This is a genomic window from Herbaspirillum sp. YR522, assembly GCF_000282575.1.
Lineage (GTDB): Bacteria > Pseudomonadota > Gammaproteobacteria > Burkholderiales > Burkholderiaceae_D > Herbaspirillum.
This window is the reverse complement of sequence record NZ_AKJA01000010.1, coordinates 128,173-143,389: the sequence shown is the minus strand read 5'-3', so window position 1 is coordinate 143,389 and position 15,217 is coordinate 128,173. Positions and strand designations below refer to the sequence as shown.

General features: G+C 61.7%; 13 protein-coding genes and 1 other RNA gene. 4 read left to right on the top strand and 10 right to left on the bottom strand.

What is annotated here, in order from left to right:
* Positions 1-181 (top strand): hypothetical protein (locus PMI40_RS01475; RefSeq protein ID WP_008111376.1); only part of this gene is annotated, 181 nt, incomplete at its 5' end.
* A gap of 157 nt (positions 182-338) precedes the next feature.
* Positions 339-1,352 (top strand): glucokinase, encoded by a 1,014-nt coding sequence (locus PMI40_RS01470; RefSeq protein WP_008111374.1) that lies wholly within the window; start codon positions 339-341, stop codon positions 1,350-1,352.
* A 150-nt stretch (positions 1,353-1,502) separates the two neighbouring features.
* On the opposite strand, the gene ffs is transcribed toward PMI40_RS01470, so the two are convergent.
* Positions 1,503-1,601, bottom strand: an RNA gene (gene ffs / locus PMI40_RS23130) — signal recognition particle sRNA small type.
* A 109-nt stretch (positions 1,602-1,710) separates the two neighbouring features.
* A complete protein-coding gene (gene ubiD, locus PMI40_RS01465) occupies positions 1,711-3,195 on the bottom strand; it encodes a 4-hydroxy-3-polyprenylbenzoate decarboxylase (protein ID WP_040501488.1) in 1,485 nt (494 codons plus the stop codon).
* Between the two features lie 465 nt (positions 3,196-3,660).
* On the opposite strand from ubiD, the gene PMI40_RS01460 reads away from it, so the two are divergent.
* A complete protein-coding gene (locus PMI40_RS01460) occupies positions 3,661-4,677 on the top strand; it encodes a lytic transglycosylase domain-containing protein (protein WP_008111370.1) in 1,017 nt (338 codons plus the stop codon).
* An 83-nt stretch (positions 4,678-4,760) separates the two neighbouring features.
* On the opposite strand, the gene PMI40_RS01455 is transcribed toward PMI40_RS01460, so the two are convergent.
* The 6 genes from PMI40_RS01455 to PMI40_RS23630 all read right to left on the bottom strand — a co-directional run bounded on the left by PMI40_RS01455 (position 4,761) and on the right by PMI40_RS23630 (position 10,658).
* On the bottom strand, positions 4,761-5,939 hold the full coding sequence (locus tag PMI40_RS01455; RefSeq protein ID WP_008111368.1) for a pyridoxal phosphate-dependent aminotransferase: 1,179 nt from the start codon (positions 5,937-5,939) through the stop codon (positions 4,761-4,763).
* A gap of 79 nt (positions 5,940-6,018) precedes the next feature.
* Positions 6,019-6,486 carry a transcription antitermination factor NusB gene (gene nusB / locus PMI40_RS01450; RefSeq protein WP_008111367.1) on the bottom strand — a complete coding sequence of 156 codons (468 nt, stop codon included), beginning with the start codon at positions 6,484-6,486 and terminating at the stop codon, positions 6,019-6,021.
* Positions 6,487-6,587: 101 nt separating this feature from the next.
* Positions 6,588-7,073, bottom strand: a complete 486-nt coding sequence (gene ribH, locus PMI40_RS01445; RefSeq protein ID WP_008111365.1) for a 6,7-dimethyl-8-ribityllumazine synthase — start codon at positions 7,071-7,073, stop codon at positions 6,588-6,590.
* A gap of 59 nt (positions 7,074-7,132) precedes the next feature.
* Positions 7,133-8,254 (bottom strand): bifunctional 3,4-dihydroxy-2-butanone-4-phosphate synthase/GTP cyclohydrolase II, encoded by a 1,122-nt coding sequence (ribBA, locus tag PMI40_RS01440; protein WP_008111364.1) that lies wholly within the window; start codon positions 8,252-8,254, stop codon positions 7,133-7,135.
* Between the two features lie 83 nt (positions 8,255-8,337).
* On the bottom strand, positions 8,338-9,357 hold the full coding sequence (dusA, locus tag PMI40_RS01435) for a tRNA dihydrouridine(20/20a) synthase DusA (protein WP_051001738.1): 1,020 nt from the start codon (positions 9,355-9,357) through the stop codon (positions 8,338-8,340).
* 626 nt (positions 9,358-9,983) lie between these two features.
* Positions 9,984-10,658 (bottom strand): hypothetical protein, encoded by a 675-nt coding sequence (locus tag PMI40_RS23630; RefSeq protein WP_157221416.1) that lies wholly within the window; start codon positions 10,656-10,658, stop codon positions 9,984-9,986.
* Positions 10,659-10,817: 159 nt separating this feature from the next.
* On the opposite strand from PMI40_RS23630, the gene PMI40_RS01425 reads away from it, so the two are divergent.
* Positions 10,818-11,768 (top strand): hypothetical protein, encoded by a 951-nt coding sequence (locus PMI40_RS01425; protein ID WP_157221415.1) that lies wholly within the window; start codon positions 10,818-10,820, stop codon positions 11,766-11,768.
* 449 nt (positions 11,769-12,217) lie between these two features.
* Here the strand turns inward: PMI40_RS01425 and typA are convergent, their stop codons facing one another.
* Both typA and truB read right to left on the bottom strand, forming a co-directional pair.
* Positions 12,218-14,050, bottom strand: coding sequence for a translational GTPase TypA (typA, locus tag PMI40_RS01420; RefSeq protein WP_008111360.1), 1,833 nt, complete (start codon positions 14,048-14,050; stop codon positions 12,218-12,220).
* A gap of 144 nt (positions 14,051-14,194) precedes the next feature.
* Positions 14,195-15,205 (bottom strand): tRNA pseudouridine(55) synthase TruB, encoded by a 1,011-nt coding sequence (gene truB, locus PMI40_RS01415; RefSeq protein WP_008111359.1) that lies wholly within the window; start codon positions 15,203-15,205, stop codon positions 14,195-14,197.
* Positions 15,206-15,217 lie beyond the last annotated feature (12 nt).

Sequence of the window (15,217 nt, the reverse complement as noted above, 5' to 3'; positions counted from 1 at the left end):
GAGGGAAAAGCCGGTATGGCTGCTCAATCGCGCCAACACCTGCTGGCGCTGGCAGATGGATCGCACCGATACCCCCTGGTACCAGAACTTCACCATCTTCCGCCAGGCCGCTCGTGGCGACTGGAGCGACGTCATCGAGCAGATGCGCGAGGCACTGGCCCAGCACATGGCAGAGCGCTGATCGTGGCGGCCTGACCCTGCCGCCCCCAGCGCCGCAAGCTGGCCTGGAACCTGATGGCCGCGGGCGCCTCATAGGAGAGAAGGGACGGCGCGCCGCTCCCTTCATCCGATCATTTTGCCGGTGGCGCCACGCCGCTGGCGCCTAACAGGAAACGGCCATGCAGAGCGTGCTCTCCCCCCGACCTCATCAATATGCCGATGGCCCGCGCCTGCTGGCCGACATCGGCGGCACCAACGCCCGCTTCGCGCTGGAACCCGCGCCCGGGCAAACCGAACAGATCGCCACCCTGCCGGCAGCCGATTACCGCGAATTCACCGATGCCGTGCGGGCCTACCTGGACCAGGCCGGCAACGCCCCGGTACGGCATGCGGTCGTGGCCATCGCCAACCCGGTGCACGGCGACCAGATCAAGATGACCAATCACGACTGGGCATTTTCGATCGAGGCGGCGCGCCAATCGCTGGGCCTGGATACCTTGTTGGTGGTCAACGATTTCACGGCGCTGTCGATGGCGGTGCCGCAACTGCAGCCGGCCGACCTGTGGCAGATCGGTGGCGGCCAGGCCGAGGCCGGGTTGCCGATCGGCGTGGTCGGTGCCGGCACCGGCCTGGGCGTGGGAGGATTGATACGTGGCGAGCAGCGCTGGATGCCACTGGCCAGCGAAGGCGGGCATGTCGCCTTCTCGCCATTCACGCCGCGCGAGGCGGCGATCCTGGCCTATTGCTGGAACAGCTTCGAGCACGTCTCGGCCGAGCGCCTGGTGTCGGGCCCGGGGCTGGAATTGATCTATCGCGCATTGCGTTGGATCGAGCGCTTGCCCGCCGCCGACCTGAAGGCCGGCGACATCGTCGGGCGCGCGCTGGAGCCGGGTGACGCGCTGGCGCGCGAGACGGTCGACCTGTTCTGCGCCATGCTCGGCACGGTGGCCGCCAACCTGGCGGTCACGCTGGGGTCATTGGGCGGGATCTATATCGGTGGTGGCGTGGTGCCGCATATGGGCGCCTACTTTGCGCAGTCGCCGTTTCGTGCGCGCTTCGAGAACAAGGGCCGCTTTTCGGCGTACACCGCCGCCATTCCCACCTATGTCATCACGGCGCAATACCCGGCCTTCGTCGGCGTCTCGGCGATACTGGCCGACAAGCTGGCACCCGCCGGCGGTCACCGGGGTTGACGATGACAATGCGCTTATCGCCCAGGCTGCAGCGCAACGCTGGCCTGGGTGAGGCGATAACGGAATCGGGGGGGAGGTACTGCGGAGAATAGTGCTTAGCGCTTATTGCTTAGCGTATAGGGCGACGGCACGTCGACACCGGGAGTAATAAGAGGCGAGCCTTGTCTGCGGCACTTGCAGGAAATGGCTGTGGCTGCTTCGTTCCCGACCTGACCAGGTTGACCATGCCACAATGCGCAGGGGCCCGCCAAATCGAATTGTACTTCATGTTGACAACTTCCCGCCAGCAAATTGATCACCGCCGGCGGGGCTGCCTGTTTTGTCGGCCATCGTTGCAGCGACCGACGCGACATGCCTGCTAGATTCCCAGCTCCTGCCAGATGTCGTCGACCCGCTTTTTGACGTCGTCGCTCATGACGATGGGCGTGCCCCATTCGCGATCGGTTTCGCCGGGCCACTTGTTGGTGGCATCGATGCCCATCTTGCTGCCCAGGCCGCTGATGGGAGAGGCAAAATCAAGGTAGTCGATCGGCGTGTTATCGACCAGCACCGTGTCACGCACCGGGTCGACGCGCGTAGTGATGGCCCAGATCACTTCCTTCCAGTCGCGGATGTCGACGTCCTCGTCGACCACCACGATGAACTTGGTGTACATGAATTGGCGCAGGAAACTCCACACACCGAACATCACCCGCTTGGCATGCCCGGCATAGGATTTACGCATCTGTACCACCGCCATGCGATAGCTGCATCCCTCTGGCGGCAGGTAGAAATCGGTGATCTCCGAAAACTGCTTCTGCAGCAGCGGCACGAATACCTCGTTCAAGGCAACGCCCAGCACGGCGGGTTCGTCGGGCGGCTTGCCGGTGTAGGTGGAGTGATAGATCGGCTCGCGTCGCATGGTGATGCGATCGATGGTGAAGACCGGAAACCAGTCCTGCTCATTGTAGTAACCGGTGTGATCGCCGTACGGGCCCTCGAGTGCATGTTCGTAGCCCGAGCCATGACTGGCATCGGGATAGATATGCCCTTCCAGCACGATCTCGGCCGACGCCGGCACCCGCAGCTCGCTGCCGATGGCCTTGACCAGCTCGGTACGGCTGCCGCGCAGCAGGCCGGCAAACTGGTACTCCGACAGGCTGTCGGGAACCGGCGTGACGGCACCTAATATAGTAGCGGGATCGGCACCCAACGCCACCACCACCGGATAGGGCTTGCCCGGGTTGGCGATGCAGTGTTCGCGAAAATCCAGCGCGCCGCCACGATGGGCCAGCCAGCGCATGATGACCTTGTTGGGCCCCAGCACCTGCTGCCGATAGATACCCAGGTTCTGGCGCTTCTTGTTCGGCCCCCGGGTCACCACCAGGCCCCAGGTAATCAATGGCGCGATGTCGCCCGGCCAGCAATGCTGGATAGGCAGCCGCGACAGGTCGACCTCGGCGCCCTCCCATACCACTTCCTGGCACGGCGCCGACGAACGCTCCTTGGGCGCCATGTCCCACAGCGACTTGACCAGCGTCCCCAGGCCCAGGACATCCTTGAGCCCCTTGGGAGGTTCCGGCTCCTTGAGCCGCGCCAGCAGATGGCCGATACGGCGCAGTTCGCTGGTGTCGGCAGCCCCCATGCCCAAGGCCACGCGACGAGGCGTACCAAAAAGATTCGCGAGAACCGGGATATTTTTGCCGTCGACATGCTCAAAAAGGAGCGCTGGGCCTTGGGCCCTCAGCGTGCGGTCGCAGATCTCGGTCATCTCCAGATGTGAAGAAACCGGGGTCGACACCCGTTTAAGCTCGCCCATTTGTTGCAACTTGGAAATAAAATCGCGTAAATCAGTGTATTTCATACGTTTAAAAAATTTCTTTTCTCATAACAGCCAGTGCAGGTTTCGCCGGCAAACGCTTGATTCTATTGATTTTTGAAGGAAGGCCACGTGCAATATGAGATGCAAAAGTTATAAAGAAACGATTCCATAGTATTGACTCGATATAAAGTGGCTTCTACAATGCGCGCACCCTACACCGAAGGGCAAGAGCTTGAAGCTCAACAACGAGGCTTGAAATAACCATAACAAGCAGCAAGGTATTCAGGGACCGGGGTCCCAGCAACTAAGAAGTGTCATCCAAGGCGTCAGCCTTACTCCCCGAAACATGTCATCCGACGGCATGGCCAGCAGGCCTCGCGGATGGCTACTTGCCGTAACGCCTTGCGACGGTAACGTAATTTGATTGCAGCATCTTCAGTCCCGCTGTCCGGTCTCCACTTCTTGGCCGGAGAGCCCTGTATTTGCCGCAATAACGCAGGAGGTTCAATGTCCAACCAAGCTACCGAGGCGCCTTTAGCAGGCACCCCGCAGATGGTTCAGCGCGCCGGTTTCGCAAGCTCGTCCCTGGGTGAGCGTATCGGCCAGTTTTTCAGTGCCGCCCACCGAGTAGTCACGATACTCGGCGTGGCCGCCCTGTTCGTCCTGGGTCTGATGTTCTTCAACCCGGACCTGGCAGATCGGTTGATCAGCATGTCGCCCTTTTCGGATGATGCCGACGAGGTACAGGCTGCAGATGCTCCCGTGACGCCGCCGTTGGCAGAATTGATGGCGCCCGCCGCACCCGTGGCCACCGTTCCGGCCATTGCCAGCGCCGCGGCCTCGGCCAATGCGGTCGCGGCCGTCAAGCCGGTGCTGTCGGCCGAGGATCACCAGTTCCTGGGCAACCCGCGCCAGCAGAAGCTGGTGACCAACTGGCTGGCAAAGCGTTATCGCGTGGCCAGCGATGCGGCAGACATGCTGGTGTCGGCCACCTACCTGACCGCGCGTGATATCAAGCTCGATCCGTTGCTGATCCTGTCGGTCATCGCTATCGAATCGCGCTTCAATCCCTTTGCCGAGAGCCCGATGGGCGCACAGGGCCTGATGCAGGTGATGTCCAAGGTGCACCACGACAAGTTCCAGGAACTGGGCGGCATCAAGGCGGCGCTCAATCCGGTGGCCAACATCCGCGTGGGTTCGCAGATCCTGAAGGAGTATGTCACCCGTGGCGGGTCCATCGAAGCCGGCTTGAAGACTTATGTCGGTGCCGCCGAGATGGCCAATGACGGCGGCTACGGCATCAAGGTGCTGTCGGAATACCAGAACCTGAAGCAGGTGGCGATGGGCAAGAACGTGTCCATCTACACCACCGCGACGGTCAAGCTGCCACCGGCAGCACCGAGCGTGTCGGCCAGCGCCGACCCGTTGCCGGCGACCGTGCCAGTCAAGCCGCCGCTGGGCAAGATCGCGACCGCAGTGGCGGCCGACAAGCCCAAGGCGGAAGAACAACTCGCTGCATTATGAGCGTGTTGCGATTGAATATTACCGGTATTCAACACGCAAAAAAGGAGCCTTTGGGCTCCTTTTTTTTGTGGTGGCGGCAACGATCAGGCGCGCTGGCGGCGATCGAAGAATTCGCGCAGTCGCGCCACCGCCCGCTGCAGGTTTTCCATCGACGTGGCATACGACAGGCGGATATACCGGAGTGCCGTGAATGGCCCGAAATCGAGTCCCGGCACCAGCGCCACGCCCGCTTCGTTCAACATGTCCAGGCTCAATCGGTCGGCATCGTCGCACAGCGCGCTGCAATCGGCATAGACATAGAAGGCACCGTCCGGCATCACCGGCACCTTGAAGCCCAGGCTCTCCAGGGCCGGCACGATGTAGTCGCGACGTCGCTTGAATTCGGCCTTGCGTTGTTCATAGATCGCAATCGACTCGGGCAGGAAGCACGCCACCGCTGCATGCTGGGCGATCGACGAGGCGCAGATGAACAGGTTCTGCGCCAGTTTCTCGACCTGCGGCACCAGCGACGGTGGCAACACCAGCCAGCCCAGGCGCCATCCGGTCATGTTGAAATACTTGGAAAAGCTGTTGATCACCACCACGTCCTCACCCAGCGAAAGCGCCGAGAAGGGTGCGCCCTCGTACGACAGGCCCTGATAGATCTCATCGACGATGGTGAAACCGCCGCGGGCCCTCACCTCGCCGACGATGGCGCGTAGCTCGTCGGGCAGGATCGAGGTGCCGGTCGGGTTCGATGGCGAAGCCAGCAATACGCCACGGGTGGCTTCGGCCCACTGCTCGCGCACGACCTGCGCGGTCAATTGAAAGCGCTGTTCGGGCCCGCTTTGCACCAGTTGCGCCTGCCCATCGAAGGCGGCGACAAAGTGTCGGTTGCAGGGATAGCACGGGTCGGGCATGAGCACCTGGGCGCCCTTCTCGACCAGCGCCGCGCAGGCCAGCAACAAGGCCGCCGACGCGCCGGCGGTGATGACGATGCGCTCGGGGCCGACATCCAGGCCATACACGTTGCGATAGTTGGTGGAGATCGCCTGGCGCAAGGCCGGCAAGCCGACCGCGGAGGTGTATTGCATCTGGCCATCGGCCATGGCGCGGTTAGCCGCCGCCACCACCGCCGGCGGCGCGGTGAAATCGGGCTCGCCGATTCCCATGTGGATGATGTCGCGCCCCTGTTGCTCCAGGATGGCCGCCTTCTTCGACAGCTCCATTACATGGAAAGGCGCGATGTTATGCACGCGCGAAGCGACTTGATCGAGGTTCATGAGGCAGCTCTACGGGAGGTGGGGAGGCGACCGGCGGGCAAAACGGCGGCCACAGCAGGCTGTCGCCGCGGCGCTACGATCAGCGGCGGTTGGCGCCTACTTCGGTGGGGCGCACCTGCGCGGCGAAGCGGTCGAGCACGCCATTGACGTACTTGTGGCCATCGACGCCGCCGAAGGACTTGGTCAATTCGACTGCTTCGTTGATCACCACCTTGTAGGGAATCTCGGGCTGGTTCTTCAGTTCGAAGGCACCGATGAGAAGCGCCGCGTGTTCGACGGGCGACAGTTCCTTGATGGGGCGATCGATCAGCGGCGCCAAATCGGCGCGCAACAGCTCGGCATCACGGATGGCGCCCGACAGCAGGATGTCGAAATGCTCCGCATCGGCCTTGTCGAAGCCGTGGGCTTCGCGGATGTTGGCTTCGATGACACCGGTGTACTCGAAATTGAGCAGCCACTGGTACAAGCCCTGCAACGCGAATTCGCGAGCGCGGTGACGCGGTGTACGGTTCTTGTTCGAATTGGCGTGTTCAGCTTTGTTGGACATGATGATTTCGGCTCGGAGCCATGATTGTTGCTAGCGGGAATGACATGAAACTGCAGCGTCGACGCAGCACCGGGTGGCGCGTCGACACCTGGCTTACTCTATTACTCTTCGTCGGTGGCCTGGCCCAGTTCTTCGAGCACGATCGCCAGGTTGGCCATTTCCACGGCCACGCGGGCCGCGTCGGCGCCCTTGTCGGCCATGCGCGCCTCGGCCTGCTCGTCGTTCTCGGTGGTCAGCACCGCGTTGGCGATGGGCACGCCGAAGTCGAGGCCGACCTGGGTGATACCGGCGCCGGACTCGTTGGAGACCAGTTCGAAGTGATAGGTCTCGCCGCGAATGACGGCGCCCAGCGCGATGAGCGCATCGAACTGTTCGGTCTCGGCCATCTTCTGCAGCGCCAGCGGGATTTCGAGCGCGCCCGGAACCGTCACGTGCAGGATATCTTCATCGGCCACGTTGAGATGCTTCAGTTCGGCCAGGCAAGCGGCCAGCAAGCCGTGGCAGACGTCTTCGTTGAAACGCGCCTGGACGATGCCGATGCGCAGGTCCGCGCCATCCAGGTTGGGGTCGTAGGTTCCGATGGTCATGACTATTCCTTTTGTATGTTGTTGATCCGTCTTGGGCGATACGGGCAGTACGGTAGTACTTACAGCGCCTCCCGCGCCTGGTAGCCGGTGACCTCGAGCTGGAACCCGGCCATCGATGGCATCTTGCGCGGGCTGGCCAGCAATTTCATCTTGCATACGCCCAGGTCCTTGAGGATCTGGGCGCCGATACCGTAGGTGCGCAGGTCCATCCGGTCGGCGCGCGCCGGCTTGGTTGCCGCCGGGCTGCCAACCTGGTTGAGTGCGCCGAACTGGTCGAACATCTGCTGCGCCGACTCTTCGCAATTGAGCAAGACCACCACGCCGCTGGACGCGGCCTTGATGGCCTTCATGGCCGCGGCCAGGTTCCACGAGTGGGTCGTCACCTCGGACTCGAGCAGGTCGAGGATCGACACCGGCTGGTGCACCCGCACCAGGGTTTCGTCGCCGGGCTGGACCTCGCCATGCACCAGCGCCAGGTGCGCACCGCCACTGGGGGTATCACGATAGGCGACCGCCTTGAAGGTGCCATGCACGGTCTGCATCTCGCGTTCGGCCAAGCGTTCGATGATGCTCTCGTTGCGGCTGCGGTAATGGATCAGGTCGGCGATGGTGCCGATCTTGAGGGTGTGCCTGTCGGCGAATTCCATCAGGTCCGGCAGGCGCGCCATGGTGCCGTCTTCCTTGAGGATTTCGCAGATCACGGCGGCCGGGGTCAAGCCGGCCATCGCCGTCAGGTCGCAGCCGGCTTCGGTGTGGCCGGCACGCATGAGCACCCCGCCCTTCTGCGCGCGCAGCGGGAAGATGTGACCGGGGTTGACCAGGTCCGACGGCTTGGCGTTGCGGGCCGAGGCCACCCGGATGGTGCGTGCCCGGTCGGCAGCCGAGATACCGGTGGTGACGCCTTCGGCGGCTTCGATCGAGACGGTGAAATTGGTACCGAAGGCAGTGCCGTTGCGCGATGCCATCATCGGCAGGTCGAGCTGGTCGCAATGTTGTTCGGTCAGTGTCAGGCAAACCAGGCCGCGCGCGTGCGTGACCATGAAATTGATGGCTTCGGGCGTGACGAAGTCGGTCGCCAGGACCAGGTCGCCTTCATTTTCGCGATCTTCTTCATCGACCAGGATGACCATCCGGCCGGCGCGCAATTCGGCGACGATTTCTTCGGTTGTTGCAAGTGGCATGGCTTTTTCTGTGTTCCCTGTTAGACCCGCTATTCTAAAGGATTTGCGGGTGCTCCCGGCATGTGCTGCGCAGGCCGGCCGGACTAATTGAGCCCCGCTTGATGCGACACCCTCTCGGTACGCGCCAGGGCCTCGTGCAGCAACTCCGGGTCGCCCTCGGCCAGGCGCTTCGAATCGGACAAGGTCTGGCGGAACGCGCGCGCGCCCGGCATGCCGGCCAGCAGGCCCAGCATGTGGCGGGTGATGCTGTTGAGCCGCAGGCCGCCACCGCGTCCATTGTCGCCGTGCAACGCCAACTGGCGTCGAATATAGGGCAACATGGCCGCGATCACCTGCTCGCGGCTTGCTTGCCGGCCATGCGGCAGATCACCGTAGTAGCGGGCATCGAAGCCGGCCATCAGGTATGGGTTGTGATAGGCCTCGCGTCCCAGCATGACGCCGTCGACATGCTGCAGGTGGGCATCGATCTCGGCGACGGTCTTGATACCGCCGTTGATCAGGATCTCGAGTTGCGGAAAGTCGCGCTTGAGCTGGTAGGCATAGTCGTACTTGAGCGGCGGGATCTCGCGGTTTTCCTTGGGGCTCAGGCCCTTGAGGATGGCATTGCGCGCATGCACGATGAAGGTATGGCAACCGGCGTCGGCGATCTGGCCGACGAAATCGCGCACGAAGTCATACGACTCGACACTGTCGATGCCGATACGGTGCTTGACGGTCACGTCGATGCTGACGGCGTCGCGCATGGCCTTGACGCAATCGGCCACCAGCGTGGGCTCGCCCATCAGGCAGGCGCCGAAGGCGCCCTTCTGCACCCGTTCCGACGGGCAGCCGCAGTTCAGGTTGATCTCGTCATAGCCCCACTGCTGGCCCAGCCTGGCCGCCTGCGCCAGGTCGGCCGGCTCGCTGCCGCCCAGTTGCAAGGCTACCGGGTGCTCTTCTTCATTGAAGTCGAGGTGGCGTGGCACATCGCCATGCAGCAGCGCACCGGTGGTGACCATCTCGGTGTAGAGCCAGGTGTGGCGGGTGATCTGGCGATGAAACAGGCGGCAGTGGCGGTCGGTCCAGTCCATCATCGGTGCCACGGATATTGTGCGCGCCGGCAAGCCCCGGGCGTTTGCGGCACTGGCGCGGCTTTCAGGGGTGTTATTGTCCAGCTCAGACTTCACGATATGTCACGAAAATAAGGGTTTTTCATTCGCCGATGGCCAATAATTGGACATGACCAGATGGCGATATTCCAGAAACCGGGCCAGCGTTGGGCAATGAGATTGGTAGGAAGGATTTCCCGTCCTGGCCGGGTGTTCGATACCTGGGTCAGGCACTGGAGCGGGCTTCGCGTGGGAAGCCGACAATGCGGGCGCTAGAATTTCAGGAATGTGCGCATTATAGCGGACAAGGCCATGGGCGCCGCGATCAGGGGCGCTAGCAACGGCAAACATCGTGCAAGCGTTGGGTAGGAGGAACATCATGGTCCGGGATCGAGCCCCTGTGGCCGGAGAAATAGCCAAGGCCGCAGGCATCCGCCACGTGTCATGGTCTTCACAGAATCCGTGCACGGCCTGTTTCAGGGGCCTGCACGGACTTGCTATAAGGAGCTGCGCTTGCCAGGCCTACGCCATGAGGGCCTCAAGCCTTGCTTCATCACGCAGGGTACGGGAAGAGCCGCGCTGCTTGCTGCTCTGCTTGCTGCCGGGTGTGCATAGGCCAATGCCGGCACCGTATGCTGGCCTCAGCCTTTTGTTGCCTTCAACTGCCCCTGGCCCGCTTGCTTGACCTGGAAACCTTTTTCTCTCAAAGCCGAAGCAAATGGCGTCAGGTCGTTTTCCTCTCCCGTCGTCAAGGACACCTTCACCTTGTCCTTGGACAAGGCAACAATATTGTCGACCACCGCACCACTGTTTTCCGCACTGATCACGGCAGCGGAAATCTTTTCAAACTTGATCTTATCGAAGCCATTTGCATCTGCTGCCATTGCGGCCGGCAAATTCCTTGACGTGATATCCGCGACAAAATCGGGGTTGTTTCCTGCCTCGATATCCATCGTGACGGCTCCCTCTTTTGCATGCTGATGTTTTTTGTTCGCATCGGGCGTATTCCATTTTGTGCCTTCGCGTCCACAGCCGACGATCAACGTGCCCGACTGGTCCGATTTGAATACCCTGGCCAAGAAGTTGCGCCTGCCTTCCACTTGTCTAGGATGAGTTTCGGCGGGCGGCGCAGCTCCACCCGCACTAGGTGTCGAGGTTTGTCGGGCCGGCAGATGTTCGTCTATCGGGAGCGCCGCTGAGCTTTGTCCGACGGAAAAGGGGCTTGTCATATCGATCCGTTCAAAAACCTGGGTTAAGCAACTATCAATCCAATGACAGTTAGGTCGGAAGAAACCTCGCGGCAGTTCCACCAGCAAGACCTAACCGGAATTCGAATCTCCATTCAAGACAAGATCTCATCACTGGCCACCGTTGAGCCCTTGAGACCGGTGGCACCCCAACACCCGGGTCTGCGGCCCGCACGGGCGCGGAACCGCCACCACCGATGTGCTCACCCATGATGACACTCTAAAACCATGGAACCCGGCATGCCTGTTTCACCGTTGCACTCCTACTCTCCCACGTCGTCCGGCAGCAGTGCCGACGAGGAAATCACCTCGCCGTCATTGAGACATGCGGAGGATCACAGGTCGCCGACGATGACCTGGGAAGAATTCATCAACCCGCATCCTGGCGACGGCCCTGGACCACTCAATAACCCGCGTGCCGGTCAGGGTTGGCGTTCCCGGCTGGTGGAACATTTCAATTTCGCCTTCGACAACGTCGCCGCCATTCCTGATTACTTCAGGACGGTGAACGCCCCGGAACACTTTGCCAGGTTGCCACGCGACCTTCGCCTGCTGTGCCAGAAGGTGCATGAGCACCATCCCGACAGCCTCACCTGGCTGGATGCATTTGCCCGTTCGCAGGGATATCGTCACTTCGGCTTCTATTGCGAGACCGGTTTCAATCTGACATTGCGCGCCCATGACGTGCTCAGGCTGCGTGAGCAGTTGAACGCCCTGGACGACTTCAGGAACGCCAGGCAACCTGAGCCGGCGCTGTCCCCGGGACTGAGCGTGGGTGTTGCCACGCCAATGATGATCTGGGCGGTGATAGTGGTGGTCGGGCTGATGAATGCACGCTCGGCGTTGAACCTGCTGATGAAGGAAAAAGGCGATGACCAGCAATTCAAGGCTTTTGTCGCGCTGGCCCGTGACCTGACGGCCATGGTCGTGCATCTCAACTTCGCCGTCCGGCAAGCACCGACGGTCTGGAGCCTGCCGATCAAGGACCGCAATCACCTGATCGAACCACCGCTGGATCCCGTTTCCAATCCGGATGCGCACCTGCAAGCGGAATTGCAGGTCCGCAAGGACCGTGACGAAGGCCTGCGACGAATCTGCCAGCAGGACATACCCGACCTCATCATTTCCTTCCTGCTGCAGAGTGCGGCCAGCAGCGAGCTGAGAAAATACATGGCGTGAGCCTCGCGGCCAATAGAAAGCCCGCAAGGCTTGCGCGTTGCGGGCTGGTGTCCCCTCTATCCTCTGTGAGATAGGATTTTTATACTACGGACACGATTCTGCACCACAAACCAGCAAACGTCATTTCGCATCGCACAAAAAAGGTGCTTTCAATTGCGGCCGGAAAGACGATTGGAATTATCTATCCGTCGACCTACCGTGCGGTGCCGGGATTGCAGGTACGACAGCCTCAACGAAAAAGGCAAAAAAAAACCCACAACCTTGGTTGTGGGTTCGAATCCAATTCTTTAGGAGGAAATTGGAGGAGACAGGTGTAACTATATGGCACCGCATCATCGCTGTCTGCTTTATTGTGCTGATATCTGATATTCACAAACCAGATATCAACCCGCTTACAGCCCCTCCCGGCGGCGTCGAATCACGCCACCGCCTTCCTGCACCAGACCCGATTACTCGCGCGATGCCTTCTTGCGCTCGTGTTCCTTCAGGTAGCGCTTGCGCAGACGAATGCTCTTCGGGGTGACTTCGACCAGTTCGTCGTCCTCGATGAATTCAACCGCGTATTCCAGCGACAATTCGATCGGCGGCACCAGGCGCACCGCCTCGTCGGTGCCCGAAGCCCGCACGTTGGTCAGCTGCTTGCCCTTGATCGGGTTGACCACCAGGTCGTTGTCGCGCGAATGGATACCGATGATCATGCCTTCGTAGACCGGATCGTTGTGGCTGACGAACATGCGGCCGCGATCCTGCAGCTTCCACAGTGCATACGCCACGGCAGCGCCGTCGTCCTGCGAGATCAGCACGCCGTTGCGACGGCCGGCCATTTCGCCCTTGGTGGTATCGATGGTCTTGTAGTCATCGAACACGTGGCTCATCAGGCCGGTACCGCGGGTCAGGGTCATGAACTCGCCCTGGAAGCCGATCAGGCCACGCGCCGGGATGTGGTATTCGAGACGAACGCGGCCCTTGCCGTCCGGTTCCATGTTCTGCAGGTCGCCACGACGGCGGCCCAGTTCTTCCATCACGCCACCCTGGTGACCTTCTTCGACGTCGACGGTCAGGTTTTCATAGGGCTCCTGGCGCACGCCATCGACCATCTTGAACACCACGCGCGGACGCGACACGGCCAGCTCGAAACCTTCGCGACGCATGTTCTCGATCAGGATGGTCAGGTGCAATTCGCCACGGCCCGACACTTCGTAGGTCGAGTCGTCGTCTTCCTTTTGCACCACGCGCAGCGCCATGTTGGACTTCAGCTCGCGCTCCAGGCGGTCGCGGATCTGGCGAGTGGTGACGAACTTGCCTTCACGGCCAGCCAGCGGCGAGGTGTTGACCATGAAGTTCATGGTCAGGGTCGGCTCGTCGACCTTCAGCATCGGCAGGGCATTGGGCGCGTCGACGGCACAGATGGTCGAACCGATGCCGATTTCCTCGATACCGTTGATCAGCACGATGTCGCCGGCCAGCGCCTCATCGACCAGCACGCGCTCGAGGCCCTTGAAGGTCAGCACCTGGTTGATGCGCGCCTTGGTCGGCTTGTCATCGGGACCGTTCATCCAGACCACGTCCTGGCCACCCTTGACGCGACCGGCCAGGATGCGGCCGACGCCGATCTTGCCGACGTAGGACGAGTATTCCAGCGAAGTGATCTGCAGCTGCAGCGGCGCGTTCGGGTCGTCTTCACGGGCCGGCACGTACTTCAGGATGGCGTCGAACAGCGGCTCCATGTTGCCTTCGCGCACGTCGGCGCTATTGCCGGCATAGCCGTTCAGGCCCGAAGCGTAGATCACCGGGAAGTCCAGCTGCTCTTCGGTCGCACCCAGCTTGTCGAACAATTCGAACGTGGCGTTGATGGCCCACTCGGCGCGCGCGCCCGGACGATCGATCTTGTTGAGCACGACGATCGGCTTCAAGCCCAGCGCCAGCGCCTTGCGGGTCACGAAGCGGGTCTGTGGCATCGGACCTTCCTGCGCATCGACCAGCAGCAGCACGCTGTCGACCATCGACAGCACGCGTTCGACCTCACCACCGAAGTCGGCGTGGCCCGGGGTATCGACGATGTTGATGTGGGTGCCCTTGTACTCCACCGCACAGTTCTTCGACAGGATCGTGATGCCACGTTCCTTTTCGATATCGTTGGAGTCCATCACGCGGTTATCGACTTGCTGGTTTTCGCGGAAGGTGCCCGACTGACGCAGCAGCTGGTCGACCAGGGTGGTCTTGCCGTGGTCAACGTGAGCAATGATGGCGATGTTGCGGATTGCGCGGATATTGTTTGACATGTTGAATGTAGGTGGAGGCCTTCGAGAAGGCGCGCATTATACCATGCAGCGCCGCATAAACTTTAAAAACCCTGTATTTTCAAGGGCTTGCTATCCATTAACGACACGGTGAATGGACGCACCTGACTCTTTTCGCTCGCCTGCTCAGGCAGTCGATACCAGCCGTTCGGGGGCCAGTACGTCATAGGCTTGCAGCAGCGCAGTGCCCAGCAAGGCCTGGTCGGAATCGCGATACACCCGCACCCGTCCCGGTGCCGGCGGCAATGCCAACGATTCCTTGCCCAGTGCCAGCCGTTGCCCCTGCAGGAAACGGCGCGCCAGTTCGTCGGAAAGACAAACCGGCGCGAAACTCTGCAGCAGGCCGTCCACCGGCAACAACAAGGCACGACGCTCGGCGACCTCGCCCGCCTGCTCCAGCTGCTCGAGCGTCACCGCGCCTTGCAGCGTCAAGCTGCCGGCGCCGGTACGGCGCAAGGCATTGAGATGCGCACCGCAGCCCAGCGCGGCGCCGATATCCTCGCCCAGCACCCGGATGTAGGTACCCTTGCTGCAGGTGACGCGAATGCGCAGCATCGGCGACACGAATTCGAGCAACTCCAGGTGGTGGATCGTGACGTCGCGCGCCTGGCGCTCCAGCGTGATGCCGGCGCGCGCATATTCGTACAGCGGCTTGCCATCGCGCTTGAGCGCGGAGTGCATCGGCGGTACCTGGCTGATGGGGCCGCGAAAACGCGCCAGCACCTGCTCGACCTGATCCACCGTACACTGCACCGGCTGGCGGGCGGTCACTTGCCCCTCGGTGTCGCCGGTATCGGTCGCAATCCCCAGGTGCACCACTGCTTCGTAAGTCTTGTCGGCCTCGAGCAGGTCTTGCGAAAACTTGGTGGCTTCGCCAAAACACAACGGCAACAGACCGGTGGCGAAGGGATCGAGCGTACCGGTATGACCGGCCTTGGGCGCATTGAGCATGCGCTTGGCACGCACCAGCGCGTCGTTGCTGGACAAACCGACCGGCTTGTCCAGCAGCAGCACGCCATGTACCGGCACGCGTGGCGGGCGGGCTGGGCGCTGGACGCTGGCACCGCGTCGCTTGGCGCCTTGCGGCGCGGCGTCGTCGGGAGGGGGCAACTGGGTTGCCGTTTGAGTATCCGTCATGGGTGACAATGA

What these genes read in the sequence shown, in the direction of transcription:
- ribBA (WP_008111364.1), bottom strand. Translation starts at nt 8,254, where the DNA reads ATGCCACTTGCAACAACCGAAGAAATCGTCGCCGAATTGCGCGCCGGC.
- PMI40_RS01425 (WP_157221415.1), top strand. Translation starts at nt 10,818, where the DNA reads ATGGAACCCGGCATGCCTGTTTCACCGTTGCACTCCTACTCTCCCACG.
- typA (WP_008111360.1), bottom strand. Translation starts at nt 14,050, where the DNA reads ATGTCAAACAATATCCGCGCAATCCGCAACATCGCCATCATTGCTCAC.
- truB (WP_008111359.1), bottom strand. Translation starts at nt 15,205, where the DNA reads ATGACGGATACTCAAACGGCAACCCAGTTGCCCCCTCCCGACGACGCC.
- nusB (WP_008111367.1), bottom strand. Translation starts at nt 6,486, where the DNA reads ATGTCCAACAAAGCTGAACACGCCAATTCGAACAAGAACCGTACACCG.
- ribH (WP_008111365.1), bottom strand. Translation starts at nt 7,073, where the DNA reads ATGACCATCGGAACCTACGACCCCAACCTGGATGGCGCGGACCTGCGC.
- ubiD (WP_040501488.1), bottom strand. Translation starts at nt 3,195, where the DNA reads ATGAAATACACTGATTTACGCGATTTTATTTCCAAGTTGCAACAAATG.
- PMI40_RS01455 (WP_008111368.1), bottom strand. Translation starts at nt 5,939, where the DNA reads ATGAACCTCGATCAAGTCGCTTCGCGCGTGCATAACATCGCGCCTTTC.
- PMI40_RS01470 (WP_008111374.1), top strand. Translation starts at nt 339, where the DNA reads ATGCAGAGCGTGCTCTCCCCCCGACCTCATCAATATGCCGATGGCCCG.
- PMI40_RS01460 (WP_008111370.1), top strand. Translation starts at nt 3,661, where the DNA reads ATGTCCAACCAAGCTACCGAGGCGCCTTTAGCAGGCACCCCGCAGATG.